Raw genomic sequence first — 19,382 nt, 5'->3', positions numbered from 1 at the left:
CACTCTATTGCAAACCAAGCACTTGCTTAGCTTGATTTAAATCAAAAATTTTATCGTCTATTTTCAAGTAGCTACGGCTTTCTTCTGGTACCACCGTTGCTTCAATAACACCAGGTAACGTGATCAGTTTATCTGCAATATCTTCCGCTTTTTCGCCTTCAGACAAGCTGACTAATAAACTAATTATTTTACTCTTTGGTGGGATCTGCATTCGCCATGCAATTACCAGCCATATTACCCCAACACAGGCCACCGCGGCAAACACTCCATGCGGATTACCTTGCTGCGCAATATAACCCCCTAATATTCCACCAAGAAATGCACCAAAAAATTGTCCAGACGAAAATACTCCCATTGCTGAACCTTTTTGATTCGCTGGTGACAGCCTTGCGACGAGTGCTGGCATTGTCGCTTCTAAAAAATTAAAGGCAATAAAATAAAGTAACATACATACAGCAATACCAATAACAGAATCAATCACCAATACTAAAGTTAATGAGCTTGCGATTAGTAATCCAATACAACCCAGAAAAGCTTCTTTCTCTTTTTGCTTTTTCATTGCAATGATCATCACCGGTGCCATTAATATAAAAGCAAGTAATAAAACAGGAATATACAATTGCCAATGTTGTGGAGCCGCCAGTCCCCCTGTAATTAATTGCCCCGGCAATACCACAAATAACGTCGTTAAAGTAAGGTGCAGCAGCATAACTCCGAGATCTAAACGTAATAATTGTGGGTGTTTAATTAAACGACGAATATCGACAAATGTAGCTACCGTATCGCCCTTTGGCGCCCGTTGAACAGCACTCGGTACCAAAAATAAAATAATCAATATTCCCAAAATGGCCAGTATTGCAGTGAGCCAAAACACCCCTGATATACCGAATGCAGAGGCGACCATTGGGCCTAATAGCATGGCCACGGCAAAACTCAAGCCAATGCACATACCTATCACGGCCATGACTTTAGGACGTTGTTCATCGCGACTTAAATCCGAAGCGAGGGCAAGCAGGGCACTGGCAATTGCGCCCATACCTTGCAGAGCACGTCCTGCTGTCACCCAATAAATTGAATCAGCTGTTGCGGCAACAACAGAGCCCAATGCAAATACAATGAGCCCCATAATAATAATCGGCTTGCGACCAAATTTATCTGAAAGCCACCCCATCGGAATTTGTAACAATGCTTGCGTTAACCCATAAACTCCGATAGCCAGCCCAATCCACATGGGGGACACATGCTCTAACGACTGCCCATAAATGGCCAGCACTGGCATGAGCATAAATAAACCCAGCATGCGAAATGCAAATACGCTTGCCAAGGAGACCGCAGCACGTTTTTCTAATCGATTTAAAGAGTGAATGGACATGTTTCTCATTTTTGTCAGCCAGCTTTAACGCGCGACAGTCTAACAAAAAAACTCAGTCTAACTTATATTTTTTTAAGATCTGAGCTAATTTTCCAGAGTTTTTGATAGCAATAAAGGCTGCTTGTAACTTCTCACGCTGCTCCTTTGAAATCGTTTGCTTGCTAAATGCATAATAAACAGGGTCTTCATTCACCACTAATGGACTAATGGTGATGGCCACAAAGTCAGGATTATTCCTTTTTTGATACAAAATATTGTATTTTTCTTCTAAAAAGCCAGAAATGCGCCCATGTCTTAATAAATTCAGCTTAAGTTGATTATCTGGTACATAGATAAAGTGACTATCCACGTCGAGCTCTTGCACCATACGTTTATCGAATGCTTCTCCATAATACGCATCTCGTTGTATTGCCACCGGAGAAGGAAGTGTAAACAACGATTCAACTGTAGGTACGTCAAACACTCTGTTGGTGTTCATTGCAAAAACAATGGTTTCCATTCTCTGCGGTCCAATAAAGTACGCGTATTGCATTCTCAGCGCTGTTTTAGATACGCTGAGCATCATATCAATCTCTCCTATTTCAAGCATTTTCAATGCTCGTCCCCAAGGCACACTGACGAACCGATAGGTACAATGTGCTTCATCTAACAGAGCTTTGGCAAAGTCGACATCTAGCCCATGCCAATTTAACGACTTGTCTAATTTTGATTGTGCACCATAATCTTCAAAACGCACTACATATTCGCACGCACTTGTGCCAAATGTGAGTATCATCAACAGACCTATTACACCATATCGGACAACATTCAAAATAACGACTCGATAATTGATCCCAGTGATTAGTTTAGTTCGTTTAGCAAAGATACGTTAATTTCACGCAAATTATGCGATACTGTTTCGCTATCACCACCGCCATTAAACTTTGTAGTTAGGTCAGCATGGATAAAATAGAAGTCAGAGGCGCTCGCACGCACAATTTAAAAGATATTTCCCTTACCATTCCTCGCGATAAATTGATCGTGATCACCGGCCTGTCAGGTTCAGGTAAATCATCTTTAGCATTTGATACATTATATGCAGAAGGTCAGCGTCGATACGTTGAATCTTTATCTGCCTATGCTCGCCAGTTTTTATCCTTGATGGAAAAACCGGATGTTGATCATATCGAAGGGCTATCACCCGCTATTTCAATTGAACAAAAATCAACATCGCATAACCCGCGTTCAACGGTTGGAACCATCACCGAAATATATGACTACCTAAGACTTTTATTTGCGCGTGTCGGGGAGCCCCGATGCCCTACACACAATCAACCGCTTGCAGCACAAACCATTAGCCAAATGGTAGATACCGCGCTCGAACATCCTGAGGGCAGCAAAATGATGTTGCTCGCTCCGGTGGTTAAAAACCGCAAAGGTGAACACGTAAAGTTATTAGAACAATTGGCCAGTCAAGGTTATATTAGAGCAAGAATCGATGGCGAAGTCTGCGATTTATCTGATCCTCCCACTCTCGAGTTACACAAAAAACATACCATAGAGGTGGTTGTAGATCGCTTCAAAGTCAAAGAAGGCCTGCAACAACGTTTAGCTGAATCGTTTGAAACTGCATTAGAATTATCTGGAGGCATCGCAGTTGTTACCAGTATGGACGACACTGCCTTCCAAGAACTGATTTTTTCGGCTAACTTTGCGTGCCCGAGCTGTGGTTATGCCATGATGGAACTTGAGCCTCGCTTATTTTCATTTAATAATCCAGCAGGTGCTTGCCAAAGCTGTGATGGCTTAGGTGTAAGGCAATACTTTGATCCTCAACGTGTCGTACAAAACAAAGAGCTAAGCCTAAGTGGGGGGGCGATTAAAGGCTGGGATAAACGCAGTTTCTATTACTTCCAAATGTTGCAATCCGTTGCCGAACATTATGAATTTGATTTAGAAGTTCCTTTTAACGAATTAAGTAAAGACCATCAAAAAATTGTACTTGAAGGATCTGGTCAAACTAAGATCTCTTTTAACTATAGAAATGATCGCGGTGATTTAATCACTCGAAATCATGAGTTCGAGGGGGTTCTAAATAACATGAACCGCCGCTATCGCGAAACCGAATCTAGCTCAGTCCGCGAAGAGCTTGCTAAATATCAAACCAGTCAAGCTTGCCCAAGCTGTAATGGTTCTCGCTTACGCGAAGAAGCACGAAATGTATTTATCGGCCACACCACACTCCCTGTTATTACCAACATGAGTATTGGTGAGTCCATGGATTTCTTCCAATCATTAACATTAACTGGTCAAAGAGCACAAATTGCTGAAAAAATCTTAAAAGAGATCCGCGATCGGCTCTCATTTTTGATCAATGTTGGGTTAAATTATCTTTCTCTTGATCGCAGTGCTGATACATTATCAGGCGGAGAAGCACAAAGAATACGCCTTGCCAGTCAAATTGGTGCTGGCCTTGTTGGTGTGATGTATGTGCTAGATGAGCCATCAATTGGATTACATCAGCGAGATAATGATCGTTTACTCAGTACGCTCACGCACTTACGCGATTTAGGTAATACCGTGATCGTCGTTGAACACGACGAAGATGCTATTCGCGCCGCTGACCATATCATTGATATTGGTCCAGGAGCCGGTGTGCATGGTGGTTATGTTATAGCCCAAGGTGATCGTGATGCCATCGTTAACAATCCAGACTCAATTACTGGACAATACCTCAGCGGCAAAAAGTGTATTGCCGTACCAGAGCAGCGCCACCCCACCAATGACAAGTGGTTAGCGTTGTTTGGTGCCAAAGGCAACAATTTAAAAAATGTTGATTTAGAGATCCCATTTGGCTTGATGACCTGTATTACAGGCGTCTCAGGTTCTGGTAAATCAACGCTTATTAACGACACACTATTTAAACTAGCTCATACTGAACTCAACGGCGCCACAACAGCAGAACCTGCAGCACATGAATCAATCAGTGGTTTAGAGCACTTTGATAAAGTCATTGATATTGACCAAAGTCCAATCGGCCGTACCCCTCGTTCGAATCCAGCGACTTATACCGGGATCTTTACAGCCATACGAGAACTATTTGCAGGCACCCAAGAAGCGCGTTCTCGAGGCTACAAAGTGGGTCGTTTCAGCTTTAATGTCAAAGGGGGTCGATGTGAGGCTTGCCAAGGCGATGGGGTGATTAAAGTCGAAATGCACTTTTTACCTGACGTATATGTTCCTTGCGATGTGTGTACGGGTAAACGTTATAACCGTGAAACACTTGAAGTGCTTTATAAAGATAAAAATATTCATCAAGTGCTCGAAATGACGGTCGAAGATGCCCATCGCTTCTTTGAAAAAATCCCAGCTATTAACCGTAAATTGCAAACTTTAATGGATGTGGGGTTATCATATATTCGATTAGGGCAAGCCGCGACTACCTTATCTGGTGGCGAAGCACAACGAGTTAAATTGGCCCGAGAACTTTCAAAAAGAGACACAGGTAAAACGCTCTATATATTAGACGAGCCGACCACAGGCCTACATTTTCACGATATTCAACAACTGCTCGTGGTGTTACACAGACTGCGTGACCACGGCAACACTGTCGTCGTTATTGAGCATAACTTGGATGTGATTAAGACTGCTGATTGGATTGTTGACTTAGGACCTGAAGGCGGCGCTGGGGGCGGGCAAATATTGATTGCAGGCACGCCAGAACAAGTCGCCCAATGTCATGAATCTCACACAGGTAAATACTTGAAGCCTTTACTGTAAGCACCTATCATTGGCGCATAACAATAATTACAGGTACGTTATGCGCCAACTTCCTTCATTCAACTCTTTTTCTATTGCCTCAATCATTGGTTCATATAAAGAACGTTTTCATGCATTTTGGCATAGCCTCACGTTTGCCCAACGTAGCTACCTATTGGCATGTTGCGCCAATATTGGTTTTCTGATCACAGGCGTCGATGCCGACACTGGCTTAGCACTTTTTGCCGTTTCAGCACTCGTACTCGCGGCATTGATATATGAATTTTGGCCCAAATTTTTGTATGTCTGGGATAGCTTACCCGGAAAATCCCTGATTTTTCTATTCTACGCATTTATTGCTAACTTCGCTTTAGTACAAGCCGCTGGTCACGTCAATGATATTACCGGAGTCAGCTCTGATCACTTTCCTTACACACATAACTTAAGTGTCTTACTATCACTACCAACTTGGTTTATCACCACCAGCGTTGCAGCCTTATTATTGTTACAATTATTAATGCCTATATACCTCATATTTTTACTGCTCATCAAACCTTTTGGCTTAGCCAAATTATGGCATGCACCAGAATATCGCTTTCCCATTATTACAGGGGTTGTTCGCTTTGCATTAAGCTCAATTTTGACCATTCATATGGCATTATTTTTAAGTAGCTCTGGGTTAGCACACGGTGTTAACTTGGTTGTCTCTGATTTAATGAAAGCGTTATCAGATAAACCCGTCACCATAAATATTGCAGGGACCGTCGGGCGCGTTGAGATGTCAAACATAACGAAACAAGCCACAGGCAGTGACATTACCATCACTGATGACGAGGAAGATGTTGAAGCAGAGGAAATACTCTCTCAACTAGAAGATAATATCGCACGCTCTGAGCGCTTTTTTCTTTGGCGTAAACAAGTACTGGCCAATTTTATTTATGACCAAGAAGCCGATAGTAAATCACGGTGTCAATTAACCCCCGCGAGTCGTGTCATTGAACTCAATGATTATGAAATATTAGAGATAATTAAGCATACCAATGATACTGGGGTTGAGTACTCTTTCACTGTTAAACCTTGTATTTCTGCGGCGATTGGACATGAATTTATCACACCTAAGCAATAAGCAGCGCGTCAAATTCATTCTAGCAATGACTTAAAGGTACATTGTTAATGCACTTCGTTCATTATCGCTTAGGGTTTGTGCTGATTTTTTTGAAAAATCATAGCGTACCATTACTGTTCTTCCTTCAGCGCAGCATTCATCATGCTGCCAAGCTTGCTGTAAGATAACAAATGAACTATTACCAACTTTTTCTATTTTTGTTTTTATTTCAACAGCTTGACCATAGAACAATTCTCCTTTAAATGTCACTTCCACTTTCGCGACAATTAATTTCCAATCGAGAGGATTTAGATCAGGTGTAAATATTTTAAAAATTGGCACTCGTGCGGCTTCAAACCACACTGGGAGTACGGTATTGTTGATATGTCCTAAGACATCGGTTTCACTAAACCGAGGCATTAATACTTCTGACAACATAATAATTCCAATAACATGTAGGTACAGTCATGACAGATTTTATACGCGTTTATGAAAACGCGCTAAGCACTGAGTTTTGTGATCAATTTATCAATACATTTGAGCAAAGCCCACACTTAAAACAAGGGACCACATCGGGTGGTGTCGACCTTAGCAAAAAAATGAGTCAAGATCTGTATTTAAATTCTCACCCTGAATACGCACAAAACCTTGAACATATACAACAAGTAACAGCTCAACACGTATTCAAGTATATCGAAGAACACTTTTTCATGCTGATCGGTGCTTTTGGACTCAAGGTATACCACCCAAAAACAGGCCAACCAGTAGACCTGACCATTGATAACTTTGAAGAGGTTGGCAAACCACAAATACACCTACTAACCCAGCAAATTTTTCGCTTAGGCTCTATCCAAGCACAAAAATATGACATCAACAAAGGAGGCTATCCCTATTGGCATAGCGAAGTTTATCCTCAACTTGGGCATAACGAAGCGCTACACAGAGTCTTACTCTTTATGTTTTACTTAAATGATGTTGAAGAAGGGGGAGAGACTGAATTTGTTTATCAGAATAAAAAGATTGCCCCTGTGAAAGGGAGTATGGTGATAGCACCAGGTTACTTTACTCATACCCACCGAGGGAATAAACCGATTTCTAACGACAAATATATTTTAACTTCTTGGGTACTGTTCAATCGAGCTGAGCAAATATATGGTCAGCCCGAATCATGAATTTTCGTTCAAATTATTGCAGGTTACTTGCCTGCAATAAATGCCTGCCATGCCATTAATAACGCCACAAAGTCTTCAAATCCACACCCTGCAACTAATCCATGATCATCAAGTTCTAATGCATCATCTGCATATTGGCTAATATCATCACCCTCTTGAAATAATGCATGTGCTTCAAATAATGCTTCATCGGCATTCAACGTAAAGCGAATTTCATTACCCAGTCTCACCCAAGCAGGCTGCCCTTTCGTCATCATATGACACCGAGTCACGAGTTCTGCGACTTCACTTTTATCGAGTTCTTCGTTTAACCAACGGGCTATAAGAGCTTGTTCGTCACTTATTCTAACTTTTAACCCTGCAATCGGGTCTCGGATAAATTGATACTCCAAAATTGAACCTTAATTAACGATTAAGCATGCTATTATACTGTGCAATAGCTTGTTCTGTACAACAAGAGCACGGATAATACCCTCTTTATTCGAACGATTGCCATTTATGCAGCCTTTAAGTGTTTTATTTCCTTTAGTTTTTGTCGCACTGATAGGGTTTATCTGCGCCAGATTCAACCTTTTTTCTAATGAACACTTTGTCGGACTTCGTCAATTTTTTTTCAATCTGGCGATACCCACATTACTCTTTATTAGCATGTATCAAGCTGACCTATCTCGGGTGTTATCTGCAACTGTTATGATCAGTTTTTACGGTCCAGTACTCACTGTCTACATCCTGTGTACATCCTTATTAAAAATAATAAAAAAGACACCGCTGGCTGATTCCGCCATATTCGCTCTAGGCTGCACTTACTCAAATACTGTTTTAGTTGGACTGCCAATTATCATCACCAGTTTAGGCGCACAATATGGCGCCTTAGTATTTATCATTATTACTTTTCATAGCGCCATGCTCTTCGCCCTCACATTCTTCTGTGCTACAGAGCACAAAAACAATCTAGTTAAACTACTTAAACCTTTGTTTATTAATCCAATCGTACTCAGTATTAGTTGTGGAATTTTAGCAAATCTACTCAATATAGCTCTCCCACAGCCAGTCCAATCAGCATTACTCTTGTTAGCGGAACCAGCAATTGCCGGAGCACTTTTTGTATTAGGGGCTAGTTTGGTGAACTATTCAATTAAACACGCTTGGCAACCCGCACTATTAATTAGCCTGATAAAATTAATCATCTTGCCGCTGGCTGTTTATATAACTGCGAGGTGGGGGTTTAAACTTGATACAACGCTGATAAGCGTTGTGACCTTAATGAGTGCATCACCTTTAGGTGTAAATGCCTATTTAGTTGCCCGTCAATTAAATACTCAGCAGGCTGTAATGGCCAGCAGTGTCGCACTTTCTACACTGCTTAGCATTGTGACACTCAGCCTTTGGTTAACGGCGCTCGTACCCTGAATCACTACTGTATTTTGCAGCATCAATGATTGACCATAAATGCGCGATTGCACCAATAACAGGAGGAATAATTAAGAACCATAATGCATATCCACCAACCACGATAATCGCAAAAATAAGCGCGGATAAAATACGCCCTTGTACTAACTGGCCTAAGCCAGGGAAGAAAATGTTACATATTGCGGCGATTACATTACCGCCTGAGCCTTGACCTGCCATAGCAACCTCTTTTAATAAAAATAATTAACTTACATGAGCAATACAGTTTTTATGCCATATTTATATCTAATAAATATCAACAACTTAAATATACAGCCCCGAGTTCTATTAATTCCAAATTAGTGTATTACACTAACTTTTAGTGAAATAATTAGTTATGATAAAACAAAAATTACTTGGATGTTCACGCTATGCTCTATCGGATCACACGCCCTTTAACCCATTTAGTTGAGCGCTATCTACCTGACCCATATGTCTTTGTACTAATCCTAACCCTTATCGTACTGACTTTAGCAAGCACCGTCACCCCTTTTACACCCATTGATGCTATCAACGCATGGGGCCAAGGTTTTTGGACGTTACTCACTTTCTCAATGCAAATGCTATTAATACTCGTATCCGGTTATATGTTAGCCAGTACCCCCATTTGTATCGCAGTCTTAGATAAGTTAGCTCAGCAAGCGAAAACACCTGCCTTAGCTATTACTCTGATCTCATTAGTATCAATGCTGGCCAGCTGGATTAATTGGGGCTTTGGCCTCGTTATTGGGGCATTATTTGCTAAAGCCCTCGCCAAACGCATTGACGTAGATTACCGAGTACTCGTTGCCAGTGCCTACTCAGGGTTTATTGTATGGCATGGTGGGCTATCTGGCTCAGTGCCCCTCACAATTGCAACCCCAAATCATTTTGCCACGCAAACCATTGGTTTAATTAGCACCACTGACACGCTCTTTGCGCCATTTAACCTCATTTTACTCGGGGCTATGTTAATAATTTTACCTGTTGTGAATGTTTTGCTGCTCCCACCAAACTCAAAGCATGTGCTGATTGACAAAGCAAAACTTCAAGAAAGTGATAAACCTCTGCCTAACACATTGCTAAACACCCCTGCGCAAAAGCTGGAGCAAAATACTTGGCTGGGTATCTCAATTGGTTTACTTGGCTGCATTTATTTAGTTTCTTATTTTTTCATCCAAAATAAGGGTTTAAACCTAAACAGTGTGATCAGTGTATTTTTATTTCTGGCTATTTTACTCCATAAAACACCCGCAAACTTACTCAATAGCTTACAAAATGCCATACAAGGCGGGGCCGGCATTATTATTCAATTTCCATTTTACGCGGGGATCATGGCCATTATGATTGATTCAGGGTTGGCACAGCAAATCTCATCTGCTTTTGTAAAAATCAGTACTGCTGAATCACTGCCTTTTTGGAGCTTTATAAGTGCGGGTCTAGTAAATATTTTTATTCCATCGGGTGGTGGACAGTGGGCAATCCAAGCCCCGGTTGTACTTCCGGCAGCCATGGAGCTCGGCGCCGATTTACCGAGAGTCGCGATGGCAGTCGCATGGGGCGATGCGTGGACCAATTTGATCCAACCCTTTTGGGCCCTGCCTGTACTGGCGATTGCAGGATTAAAAGCAAAAGACATTATGGGCTTTTGTTTTATTCAGTTACTTGTGTCGGGCTGTATCATTGCCGCCATACTTACTTGGCTATAATGACCACTATAATTGCACTAACTCGATAGAATTTTCATGGGCAGACTCAAAATGGCATTTTCTGAGTCTGCGAAGTGCATCATCACAGCCACATGCCCTGCAACCACAACACTGTACATTACCGCAGAGAAAACTTGCCCATATCTATCTAAAGGGATTAAATGTGATTGCTTACGCCCTCGCCATTCAAAGACAATTTCTAGTGTGCCAATGAATAGGAAAAATACCAACAGCATCAAACCAAATGTGTAACTGACCCACAATCCAAATAAAACGCCACCAAGACACACCAATAAGCCGACCCATGAGCGCATCGAAAAACTAATGCTTTTCAGTACATGCCCACCATCTAATGGCAACATAGGTAGCAAATTAAATAAATTCAAAAGTGCACTTAAAACAGCAACACCTGCAAATATTTCCAGTTCAGTGGCATAATATAATACCACCCCTAATACAGAGGTAATTAAGCCAAATGCCGGACCCATCAACGAGATCACAACATCTTGCCAGCGTGTCGTTATCTTATCATCACTGACAGCTAACCCCCCAACAAAAGGAATTAAATAAAACCCTTTGGTTTTGATCTTAAAATACTGCATGGCCCGCACATGGCCATACTCATGTATGACCAAACACACAATCAACATAATTGCGAACTGCCAAGAAAATAACCAGGCATACCCTGCAACCGAAGCGCCAGCCAATGCAGCTTTTACAACTTTTGCACTTTTAAACAGCTTAAATACTAAAGCCGTGATCCCCATAAAACTAAACTTACTAGCCTCTGTTTGATTGGGTAATTCCATCCACTGCCAAGGTTGCCCATTAATGGCAACGGCCACTAAACCCTCAGATAGCTTCTCTATACTAAACTGAAATTGATGATCATGTACTTCACCGTGATAGATATTGTCACTGATACGTTCCAATACCATCGCTTGCTGTTCACAAAATACTTGGACTATTTCATCTGCTGAGGTGTGGACTGCAAAGTGCAGCTCTGCAAGGGTAAACTCTACTTTTGTCATATCTATTTTACGATTAGCTTTTTAGCCATTATCCCAACAAATCCAGACGCATACAAACCTACTTTTACAACTAATTTCATTTAAATTTTCCAATGCTGTACTAAACTCGTATAAGCAATGTTTTCAAAGGATATGCAGATGGCGGTCACAATAAATAAAATAATGGTAGTCGATGACTCTCAAGCTATTTTAATGGTTATGCAAGCTATTTTAACTGAATTAGGCATTGCAGATATCACTTGTTGTAACAACGCCAAGCAAGCATTACAAAACGTTCAGCAGGCCCCTTTCCAATATGATGCCATATTCACTGATTTGAATATGCCAGACATGGACGGGATGGAGTTAATTCGCCAATTGGGGGAATTAAAGTTTTCTGGCGGCGTGGCTATCATTTCCGAAATGGATAACAAAGTGATCGACTTGGCTGCCAATTTAGCGAGACAATGTAACGCACATTTAATTGGCAATATCACTAAGCCTGTACAACTTAGTGAGGTCGATAGGCTCATCCACAAGCTTGAGTCATTTATCGCCCCTGCAAGTCATGTAAATAAACCCCTTACAGAAAGTGAGCTACTGAATGCAATTAGTCATAATCAAATTACGCCCTTTTATCAGCCTAAAGTAAATCGCGCAAACAAACGGGTGCCCAGCATCGAAGTCTTAGCCAGAATCGTCAATGATGATCAAAGTGATATATTGTTGCCTCACCGCTTTATTGGCCCAGCAGAAGATTTAGATTTAATAAACCTCATTACATTTCAATTATTTGAAAAAGCCACAGAAGAGCTCAAAAGTATTCGAACTGAATTACGACAACAAGTCCGTTTGGCTTTTAATCTATCACCAACACAACTCAACGACCCCAGCTGTCCTGACAAACTTGCCCTAATTTTGGAATTGAATCGCTTAACGCCTCAAGACATCATTCTCGAAATAACCGAGCACTTACCCTTGGATAACAACACGCAATTAGAAACGATGAATCGACTCAGGATCCGTGGATTTGAAATTTCTTTAGATGATTTCGGTACCGGCTTTACTAACTTACACCAACTCAAATCTTTACCTTTTACAGAAATAAAAATAGACCGTTCATTGATCACCCATGTCGAATCAGATCGCTTTTCTCAAGTGATCATAGATAGCCTTGTTGATATCGCACAAAATGAGCAACTCAGCATCGTTGCTGAAGGGGTAGAAAGAATCGAAGAACTACAGTATTTAGATAGATATAAACATAATCTACTCATGCAAGGCTTTTTAATTTGTAAGCCTAAGCCTAAGCAAGAGCTTATCCGTTGGATACACTCTTGGCTTAGAATGACTAATTCAAATTCTTAGTTTTTTTAGCTAACAACTCTTCATCAGCTTCAATCAGGTGTGAGTGGTTATCCACTCTATCGCGCCATTTTTTCTTTGCCGCTTGTTGCATATTAGATGATTGGTCACGTTCATCAACAATATCCATTCCCATTAATGACTCGAGCATATCTTCAAGTGTTACAATGCCCTGAATATCTCCATATTCATCAATAACAAGTGCAATATGTATGCGCTTTTCTAATAAGGTTTGAAATAATTCTGGCGCTGCTAATGTTTCTGGTACAGTGTATAAATCAATCGCCAATTTACCAATTTTATAATCATTACCTAAACGATGATAAGCCAGCATAATATCGTTTTTATGTACAAAACCAATAATGTCATCGGTGTTTTTGTCATAAATTAATACCCGTGAAAATGACACAGTCCCATGTTCCGATAAATACTCATGCACCGTCATATCTTTATGTACTTTAAATAGTACCGTACGTGGTGTCATCACCTTTTCTAATTTCGCATGACGAAACCTTAAGAGACTGCGAATGGTTTGTGTTTCATCTTCATCTAAAGCACCTGCTTCAGAGCCCATTTCCGCCATAGCTTCAATTTCTTGACGAATATATTGAGCTTCGTTTTCTTTACTGCCCATTAATTTTGTCAATTGATCTGAGAGCCAAACAAACGGTTTTAAAATTCTGATAAGCCATACTAAACATAGTGAAACGATGGGAGTGAGTGTTCGCCAATAAGTTGCACCTAATGTCTTCGGAATGATTTCAGATAACACCAAAACCAATAATGTCATAACGGCTGATGCAATCCCCACAGCAGCATCGGAAAATACCACAGCAGCTTGAGCTCCCACTCCCGCCGCACCTGCGGTATGTGCTACTGTATTCAATGTTAAAATAGCCGCTAACGGCTTATCGATATTATTTTTTAACGCTTGCACTCGCAGTGCCAACGTTAAACGTGTTTTCTTCAAAATAGCAATATGGCTTGGCGTAATGCTTAAAAGCACAGCCTCCATCACAGAGCATAAAAATGAAATGGTGATGGCAATTAGCATATAACTAACTAATAGAAACAACAGGTAACTCCTTACAATTGGGCTAACGACAGTTAATCGCATGACCGCTTATTAATAACTATATCTATGATATATTGGGCCGATATTATTACCTACAATAGGCTCAACTATGATTTTCCGTACCGCGGTTACATTATTACTCTCAGCTGCCGCAACACAACTAGCTGCAGCTCCTCTCGATGAGAGTAAAATACAGTTTATCGGTCCATTAGGTACACAAAGTACCATAAAACCACATCATACACCGCATCAAAAAAGCATAATCAATAACTTGTTGCCTCAGCTGCAAAAGCCTAGTCAAAAACTGGAAGTGTTTGGTCAAACACATTCATGGCAAAATCTTCAGCAAATGAGCGCTCTCACAGTGAATGGTATGCAGGCACTGCGCTTCAATTTTAGCACAACACGTTTTGTAGCAGGCACCCTCACACTTTCTGGGATCGAAAAGGCCCATGTGTTTCTCAATGGTGAACTATTAACAGGAAAAAATGAATTCCCTCTTCACGCAGTCACGGGCGACCATCAAGTTATTATTATCACTGAACAGGTTGATGACTGGAAAAAAGTGGCAATCGATTACACACCAAAGGCGGCGCATGATGAAATCGTTTTAACACATAAAACGACCACGGCACTTTCAGCAAAGCAACTTTATGATGCCCCAACAATCAGTGCTATCTCACTTTCACCTAATGGTCAGTTTTACGTGGCGACCGAACGTCACTATCAAAAAAATCGTGAAAATGCAGCGGTTATAAATACAAGCCTTAAAAACATCAACGGTGATGTGTTATATCGCTTTCCAGATGTTTCGGCATCACAAGTATCATGGTCACCAGACTCAAATACCATTGTGTTTACGCAAGATAAACGAGTCTCTATACTCGATATTAATGACTTCAGTCTAAAGACCGTTGCAGAACAGCTTAAAGGCGCATCAGGTTATCAATTTTTCGATGAAGATACGCTTATTTTCTCTTGGTCGAATACACCCGATGACAAACACACTCTGGTAAAGCATTATTCAGGCCTTGAAGACCGTTGGTCATATGCCCGTTCAATTAGCCAGCCTTTCTTACTCGATATAAAATCTCGATTGGTAAGTTCCATCTCTGAAAGTAAAATCAGCACCCGCATAGTTGACTTCGATAGTGAGCGTAATACAGTACTAGTAACGCGTAACCCAGTTGATTACGCTGCGCCTCCACATATGTTAACCCAATTAGTGGAAATTGACTTATCGAACCATACAGAAAAAATGCTTGGCCAATATAGAACATTTAACCAAGCTAAATACACGAACAAAGGTATTTACGTTATAGCGGGGCCCGACTTTAGCCAAGGCCTTGGCAGAAACCTGCCAAAAGATATGCTAGCCAATAATTACGATGGTCAGCTTTATCTGTTAAATAATGACGGTGCAAAACCGCAAGCTCTAAGCAAAAAATTCGCCCCTGCGATTGGGGGTCTACGCGTGCTCAATAATGGCGATGCAGTGCTGAATGTTACTGACAAAGATACAAAACAGTTATATCTCTATGATGAAAGTAAGCGTCGCTTCAAAAAGCTCAATACTGGTTTTGATGTTGTACAAAGTTATAGTGTGTCTAAGACAAGTAAAGACCAAATCCTTGTCACTGGAAGCCAAGCCTCATCACCACAAGCATTGAATTTAGTTACCGTAAAACGCAACAAAACAAAAACACTATGGGACTCTAAATCTGTCGCTTATGATAATAGCGAAATTGCCTCTTTGGAGGAGTTTAACTTCACCAATGAGTCTGGCACGCAGATCAGTGGCCGAGTTTACTTACCACACAACCTAGATACTTCTAAGAAACATCCAGCGTTAATTTACTACTATGGCGGTACATCACCGGTTTCTAGAGGCTTTACAGGTCGCTATCCATTTAACCTGTGGGCAGCACAAGGCTATGTGGTTTACGTGGTACAACCAACAGGCGCTACTGGTTTTGGCCAAGAATTTTCAGCGAAGCATGTCAATGCATGGGGCGAGCATACAGCAGACGATATTATTCAAGGTACCAACGAGTTTTTAAAAGCTTACCCATTTGTCGATAAGAATCGCTTAGGTAATTTAGGTGCATCTTATGGTGGCTTTATGACTATGTTGCTCGCAACCAAAACAGACTTATTCAGTGCGTCCATTGCACATGCAGGTATTTCCAATATTACCTCATATTGGGGCCAAGGCTGGTGGGGCTATTTATATTCTGGCGAAGCGTCTAAAAACAGCTTTCCATGGAATAACCCCTCACTTTACTCACAACAAAGTCCAGTTTTTCATGCTGATAAAGTTACAACCCCTTTATTATTAATTCATGGCGATGCAGATACCAATGTGCCACCAGGTGAAAGTCACAATATGTACACTGCACTTAAATTATTAGGTAAAGATGTAGAACTTATTGAATATAAAGGCGCGGACCACCAAATCATTGTACGCGACCGACGCTTTCATTGGTGGGACACTATGCTCGCTTACTTTGATATGCACTTAAAAGATCAACCGCAGTGGTGGCAACATATTTACAGTAAATAAGGTGTGTATAAAAAACAGATAGGCTTTTTCGCCACTCTTTGACATAGACAGGGGTATGTACAAAACGTCCCCCTCTCATTTGTACACATTTTATCAACAATAAATATCATTCATTGCTGGTTCATTTTAAGTTTTCACGCTTTTTTATCATAAAATAATCGCCTTACACTTCTCAGCTGACTTTTGACAATGCTAATATAGAGGTAATTATTGATTAGATAGCGACACTATGAGCATTCACGTATTATTAGTAGAAGACGATGAACTTTTAGCCAAGCGAATTTTAAACCACTTTGCTAACACCGAGTTTTCGATCGACGTCGATAATACCGGTGCAACCGCACTTGATCGTGTTCAAAGTAGTCAACAAGATAACAATAAAATAACTTTGGCTATTGTTGATATCGTTTTACCAGCAACTGATGGTCTCGAGTTGGCTAAAGAGCTCAATACTTTAACCGATATTGGTGTCATTATGCTGTCTAGCAGAGACTCTCAAGCTGACAGAATAGCAGGGTTAGCTCAAGGGGCTGATGACTACATTTGTAAACCTGTAGACTTACTTGAACTTGAGTTGAGAATGCGTGCCTTGTGTAAACGTCTAACTATTGTTGGCGACCAAGATGAATCAGAAGAGTTTATTGAATATGCTGACTTTAAACTACATCCAGATAATCGCACACTGATTAATGGCCAAAATGAAGAGTCACGATTAACTGAAGCGGAACATAAAGTACTCATTTGTTTAATAGCTAACGCAGGTAAAGCGACATCAAGAGAAAAAATATCCGAAGATATAGGGCAACCTGATTGGAGCCCTAGTGACCGAACGGTTGATGTACTGATTGGTCGACTAAGAAAGAAACTTGGAGATGAAAAAGAGCAAAAGCGCATCGTCACAGTGCGTGGCAAAGGATATATGCTTTCTACTTAGTTTTTGTGTAGTCCTAATACCGAGTTAATTGCGTTAATAAGCGTTCTAATGCTCGGTAACTTAACGATTCTTTAAGATCTGCCAGAGCAATACTTTCCCGACCAGCCATGTCTGCAATTGTCCTAGCGACCTTCAATACTCGATGGTAGGAGCGCGGTGATAAGCATAACTTATCAGTCGCCGTACCTAAGAACTGAGATTCATATTCACCCAATTGACAATGTTGCATCAATTCTTTCGTTCCTAACAACGCATTACAAACCCCCTGCCGATTCACTGCTATCGTATGTGCCGCATTTACTCGGGCTCTAATGCAATCACTCGACTCAGCGACCTCTGCACTTTGCAGCTCACCTGTTGTCAACCTCGGAAGCTCGATTTGTAAATCAATACGGTCTAAAAAGGGGCCGGAGATCTTTGCTAAGTATCTAAGCACTTGGTCCACCGTCGCTCGTTTGTCGGTATAAGAGCCTGTTGGGCTCGGGTTTAATGCAGCGATTAGTTGAAATCTGGCTGGAAAGTCTACTTGCCTAGCTGCTCTTGATATCGTGACTTTGCCAGTTTCCATTGGCTCTCGCAGTGAATCTAGTACCTTACGCTCAAACTCTGGTAACTCATCAAGAAACAATACACCATTATGCGCGAGTGAAATCTCACCTGGTTTTGGGTTTGATGATCCGCCCACGAGTGCAACAGCTGAACAAGTATGGTGCGGGCTACGAAATGGTCTAGCTCGCCAATTTTCTAAATTGATAGAATGCCCTATTAAAGAATAAACTGCCGCAGTTTCTAAGGCTTCATTATCTTGTAAATCAGGCATGATTGTTGGCATCCGTTGTGCCAGCATCGACTTTCCAGTACCTGGCGGTCCTAAAAATAAAGTGTTATGGCCTCCAGCTGCTGCAATTTCTAATACACGCTTTGCTGCACTTTGACCTTTGACTTCACTCATGTCTAAATGTGAGCTAGCTGAATGTGTTTTTACCGTAGGGTACTGCATGTTTAATGGTAGAGTGTCTTGACCTTGTAAATCTAACCATAGTGATTGTAGAGAGCTTACCGCCTTTCGATTACAATGTTGAGCTAGACTGGCTACCTGATCGTTGCCTTGTGGAATGTAGCAACACCTCTGCACTTTCTCTGCCGCAAGTACTGCTGGTAAAATGGCATGGACCGAATGTACCTCACCACTTAATGTCAGCTCGCCATAAAATTCGTAGTGGTGTGACTGAAATGCCTGTAACTGGTTGGAAGCCACTAAAATACCCACTGCAATCGCCAGATCATAGCGTCCGCCCTCTTTCGGTAAATCAGCGGGGGCCAAGTTAACGGTGATCCGTTGCTCAGGGAACAAAAACTTTGAATTGGTTAACGCAGAGCGCACCCGCTCTCGGGCTTCTTTTACCGAGGTCTCAGGTAACCCGACAATATGAAATGCTGGTAGCCCATTGCTTAAATGTACTTCAACGGTGACTTCCGGTGCAGAGATCCCAACTTGGGCACGTGTATAAACTTTAGCAAGTGACATATCCTTGTCCCTTTGATTACTTAGCTATTCTGGGTATTTAAATATATGGATCACCCATTTATGATGCATTGCCAACAAGCGCAGCCCAAGGGTTGCAGACATAGCACAGACCATAATGACTTCAACAGGTAACGCCCAGTGTGATAATTGAGTATATACTATCCCACCGAATATACACGTGATGGCATATAGCTCACCCTTTAATAAAAGGGGCATATCCCCCGCTAGCACATCTCGAATAACCCCACCAAAGCACCCGGTCATCACCCCCATTATGATGGCTGTTGTATCAGGCATTCCAATAGATAGCGCTTTTTGCACCCCCATTACGGCAAAAAATGCCAGTCCAAACGCATCCGCTATTTGTAACATCTGCTGTGGAA

Annotated in this window: 17 protein-coding genes; 8 read left to right on the top strand and 9 right to left on the bottom strand. The window is 41.3% G+C overall.

The window, feature by feature from the left end; all coding sequences use genetic code 11:
• Window positions 1-4: 4 nt before the first annotated feature.
• Both J8L98_RS06760 and J8L98_RS06755 read right to left on the bottom strand, forming a co-directional pair.
• Complete coding sequence (locus tag J8L98_RS06760; RefSeq protein ID WP_210995821.1) at window positions 5-1,372, bottom strand: MFS transporter; 1,368 nt, start codon at window positions 1,370-1,372, stop codon at window positions 5-7.
• Between the two features lie 52 nt (window positions 1,373-1,424).
• On the bottom strand, window positions 1,425-2,147 hold the full coding sequence (locus J8L98_RS06755) for a transporter substrate-binding domain-containing protein (protein ID WP_192506286.1): 723 nt from the start codon (window positions 2,145-2,147) through the stop codon (window positions 1,425-1,427).
• A gap of 164 nt (window positions 2,148-2,311) precedes the next feature.
• Here J8L98_RS06755 and uvrA point away from each other — a divergent pair, with 164 nt between their 5' ends.
• A complete protein-coding gene (gene uvrA, locus J8L98_RS06750) occupies window positions 2,312-5,131 on the top strand; it encodes an excinuclease ABC subunit UvrA (RefSeq protein WP_210995820.1) in 2,820 nt (939 codons plus the stop codon).
• Between the two features lie 40 nt (window positions 5,132-5,171).
• Window positions 5,172-6,236, top strand: a complete 1,065-nt coding sequence (locus J8L98_RS06745) for a hypothetical protein (RefSeq protein WP_210995819.1) — start codon at window positions 5,172-5,174, stop codon at window positions 6,234-6,236.
• 30 nt (window positions 6,237-6,266) lie between these two features.
• Here J8L98_RS06745 and J8L98_RS06740 read toward each other — a convergent pair whose 3' ends face one another.
• On the bottom strand, window positions 6,267-6,653 hold the full coding sequence (locus tag J8L98_RS06740) for a thioesterase family protein (protein ID WP_210995818.1): 387 nt from the start codon (window positions 6,651-6,653) through the stop codon (window positions 6,267-6,269).
• Window positions 6,654-6,682: 29 nt separating this feature from the next.
• Here J8L98_RS06740 and J8L98_RS06735 point away from each other — a divergent pair, with 29 nt between their 5' ends.
• Complete coding sequence (locus J8L98_RS06735) at window positions 6,683-7,387, top strand: 2OG-Fe(II) oxygenase (protein ID WP_192506282.1); 705 nt, start codon at window positions 6,683-6,685, stop codon at window positions 7,385-7,387.
• Window positions 7,388-7,410: 23 nt separating this feature from the next.
• Here the strand turns inward: J8L98_RS06735 and J8L98_RS06730 are convergent, their stop codons facing one another.
• Window positions 7,411-7,779: a YacL family protein gene (locus J8L98_RS06730; RefSeq protein WP_210995817.1), complete on the bottom strand. Its 369-nt coding sequence runs from the start codon at window positions 7,777-7,779 to the stop codon at window positions 7,411-7,413.
• A gap of 106 nt (window positions 7,780-7,885) precedes the next feature.
• Here J8L98_RS06730 and J8L98_RS06725 point away from each other — a divergent pair, with 106 nt between their 5' ends.
• The gene (locus tag J8L98_RS06725; protein WP_210995816.1) at window positions 7,886-8,797 is read left to right on the top strand and encodes an AEC family transporter; all 912 of its coding nucleotides are present in this window, start codon (window positions 7,886-7,888) and stop codon (window positions 8,795-8,797) included.
• Here J8L98_RS06725 and J8L98_RS06720 read toward each other — a convergent pair.
• Window positions 8,777-9,016, bottom strand: coding sequence for a hypothetical protein (locus J8L98_RS06720; RefSeq protein ID WP_210995815.1), 240 nt, complete (start codon window positions 9,014-9,016; stop codon window positions 8,777-8,779). The genes J8L98_RS06725 and J8L98_RS06720 overlap by 21 nt on opposite strands.
• Window positions 9,017-9,207: 191 nt before the next feature.
• On the opposite strand from J8L98_RS06720, the gene J8L98_RS06715 reads away from it, so the two are divergent.
• On the top strand, window positions 9,208-10,524 hold the full coding sequence (locus J8L98_RS06715) for a TIGR00366 family protein (protein ID WP_210995814.1): 1,317 nt from the start codon (window positions 9,208-9,210) through the stop codon (window positions 10,522-10,524).
• A 17-nt stretch (window positions 10,525-10,541) separates the two neighbouring features.
• Here J8L98_RS06715 and J8L98_RS06710 read toward each other — a convergent pair whose 3' ends face one another.
• The gene (locus tag J8L98_RS06710; protein WP_210995813.1) at window positions 10,542-11,555 is read right to left on the bottom strand and encodes a site-2 protease family protein; all 1,014 of its coding nucleotides are present in this window, start codon (window positions 11,553-11,555) and stop codon (window positions 10,542-10,544) included.
• 138 nt (window positions 11,556-11,693) lie between these two features.
• Between J8L98_RS06710 and J8L98_RS06705 the strand changes: the two genes are divergently transcribed.
• Window positions 11,694-12,902 (top strand): EAL domain-containing response regulator, encoded by a 1,209-nt coding sequence (locus J8L98_RS06705; RefSeq protein WP_192506276.1) that lies wholly within the window; start codon window positions 11,694-11,696, stop codon window positions 12,900-12,902.
• Here J8L98_RS06705 and J8L98_RS06700 read toward each other — a convergent pair.
• Window positions 12,886-13,974, bottom strand: coding sequence for a hemolysin family protein (locus J8L98_RS06700; protein ID WP_210995812.1), 1,089 nt, complete (start codon window positions 13,972-13,974; stop codon window positions 12,886-12,888). The two genes, J8L98_RS06705 and J8L98_RS06700, sit on opposite strands and share 17 nt — an antisense overlap.
• Window positions 13,975-14,083: 109 nt before the next feature.
• Here J8L98_RS06700 and J8L98_RS06695 point away from each other — a divergent pair, with 109 nt between their 5' ends.
• Both J8L98_RS06695 and J8L98_RS06690 read left to right on the top strand, forming a co-directional pair.
• Window positions 14,084-16,537, top strand: a complete 2,454-nt coding sequence (locus J8L98_RS06695) for a prolyl oligopeptidase family serine peptidase (RefSeq protein WP_210995811.1) — start codon at window positions 14,084-14,086, stop codon at window positions 16,535-16,537.
• Window positions 16,538-16,766: 229 nt separating this feature from the next.
• Entirely contained in the window at window positions 16,767-17,471 is a 705-nt protein-coding gene (locus J8L98_RS06690; protein WP_192506273.1) for a response regulator transcription factor, read from the top strand.
• A gap of 13 nt (window positions 17,472-17,484) precedes the next feature.
• Here J8L98_RS06690 and J8L98_RS06685 read toward each other — a convergent pair whose 3' ends face one another.
• Window positions 17,485-18,999: a YifB family Mg chelatase-like AAA ATPase gene (locus J8L98_RS06685; protein ID WP_210995810.1), complete on the bottom strand. Its 1,515-nt coding sequence runs from the start codon at window positions 18,997-18,999 to the stop codon at window positions 17,485-17,487.
• 24 nt (window positions 19,000-19,023) lie between these two features.
• The coding region (locus J8L98_RS06680; RefSeq protein WP_210995809.1) for a TRIC cation channel family protein at window positions 19,024-19,382 on the bottom strand (359 nt) is incomplete at its 5' end.

Source organism: Pseudoalteromonas sp. MMG013, from assembly GCF_018100885.1.
Taxonomy (GTDB): Bacteria; Pseudomonadota; Gammaproteobacteria; order Enterobacterales; family Alteromonadaceae; genus Pseudoalteromonas; species Pseudoalteromonas aurantia.
The sequence above is the reverse complement of the archived record's forward strand: the minus strand, read 5'-3'. Positions and strand labels throughout refer to the sequence as shown.

What these genes read in the sequence shown, in the direction of transcription:
- J8L98_RS06760 (WP_210995821.1), bottom strand. Translation starts at nt 1,372, where the DNA reads ATGTCCATTCACTCTTTAAATCGATTAGAAAAACGTGCTGCGGTCTCC.
- J8L98_RS06755 (WP_192506286.1), bottom strand. Translation starts at nt 2,147, where the DNA reads ATGATACTCACATTTGGCACAAGTGCGTGCGAATATGTAGTGCGTTTT.
- uvrA (WP_210995820.1), top strand. Translation starts at nt 2,312, where the DNA reads ATGGATAAAATAGAAGTCAGAGGCGCTCGCACGCACAATTTAAAAGAT.
- J8L98_RS06745 (WP_210995819.1), top strand. Translation starts at nt 5,172, where the DNA reads ATGCGCCAACTTCCTTCATTCAACTCTTTTTCTATTGCCTCAATCATT.
- J8L98_RS06740 (WP_210995818.1), bottom strand. Translation starts at nt 6,653, where the DNA reads ATGTTGTCAGAAGTATTAATGCCTCGGTTTAGTGAAACCGATGTCTTA.
- J8L98_RS06735 (WP_192506282.1), top strand. Translation starts at nt 6,683, where the DNA reads ATGACAGATTTTATACGCGTTTATGAAAACGCGCTAAGCACTGAGTTT.
- J8L98_RS06725 (WP_210995816.1), top strand. Translation starts at nt 7,886, where the DNA reads ATGCAGCCTTTAAGTGTTTTATTTCCTTTAGTTTTTGTCGCACTGATA.
- J8L98_RS06720 (WP_210995815.1), bottom strand. Translation starts at nt 9,016, where the DNA reads ATGGCAGGTCAAGGCTCAGGCGGTAATGTAATCGCCGCAATATGTAAC.
- J8L98_RS06715 (WP_210995814.1), top strand. Translation starts at nt 9,208, where the DNA reads ATGCTCTATCGGATCACACGCCCTTTAACCCATTTAGTTGAGCGCTAT.
- J8L98_RS06710 (WP_210995813.1), bottom strand. Translation starts at nt 11,555, where the DNA reads ATGACAAAAGTAGAGTTTACCCTTGCAGAGCTGCACTTTGCAGTCCAC.
- J8L98_RS06705 (WP_192506276.1), top strand. Translation starts at nt 11,694, where the DNA reads ATGGCGGTCACAATAAATAAAATAATGGTAGTCGATGACTCTCAAGCT.
- J8L98_RS06695 (WP_210995811.1), top strand. Translation starts at nt 14,084, where the DNA reads ATGATTTTCCGTACCGCGGTTACATTATTACTCTCAGCTGCCGCAACA.
- J8L98_RS06690 (WP_192506273.1), top strand. Translation starts at nt 16,767, where the DNA reads ATGAGCATTCACGTATTATTAGTAGAAGACGATGAACTTTTAGCCAAG.
- J8L98_RS06685 (WP_210995810.1), bottom strand. Translation starts at nt 18,999, where the DNA reads ATGTCACTTGCTAAAGTTTATACACGTGCCCAAGTTGGGATCTCTGCA.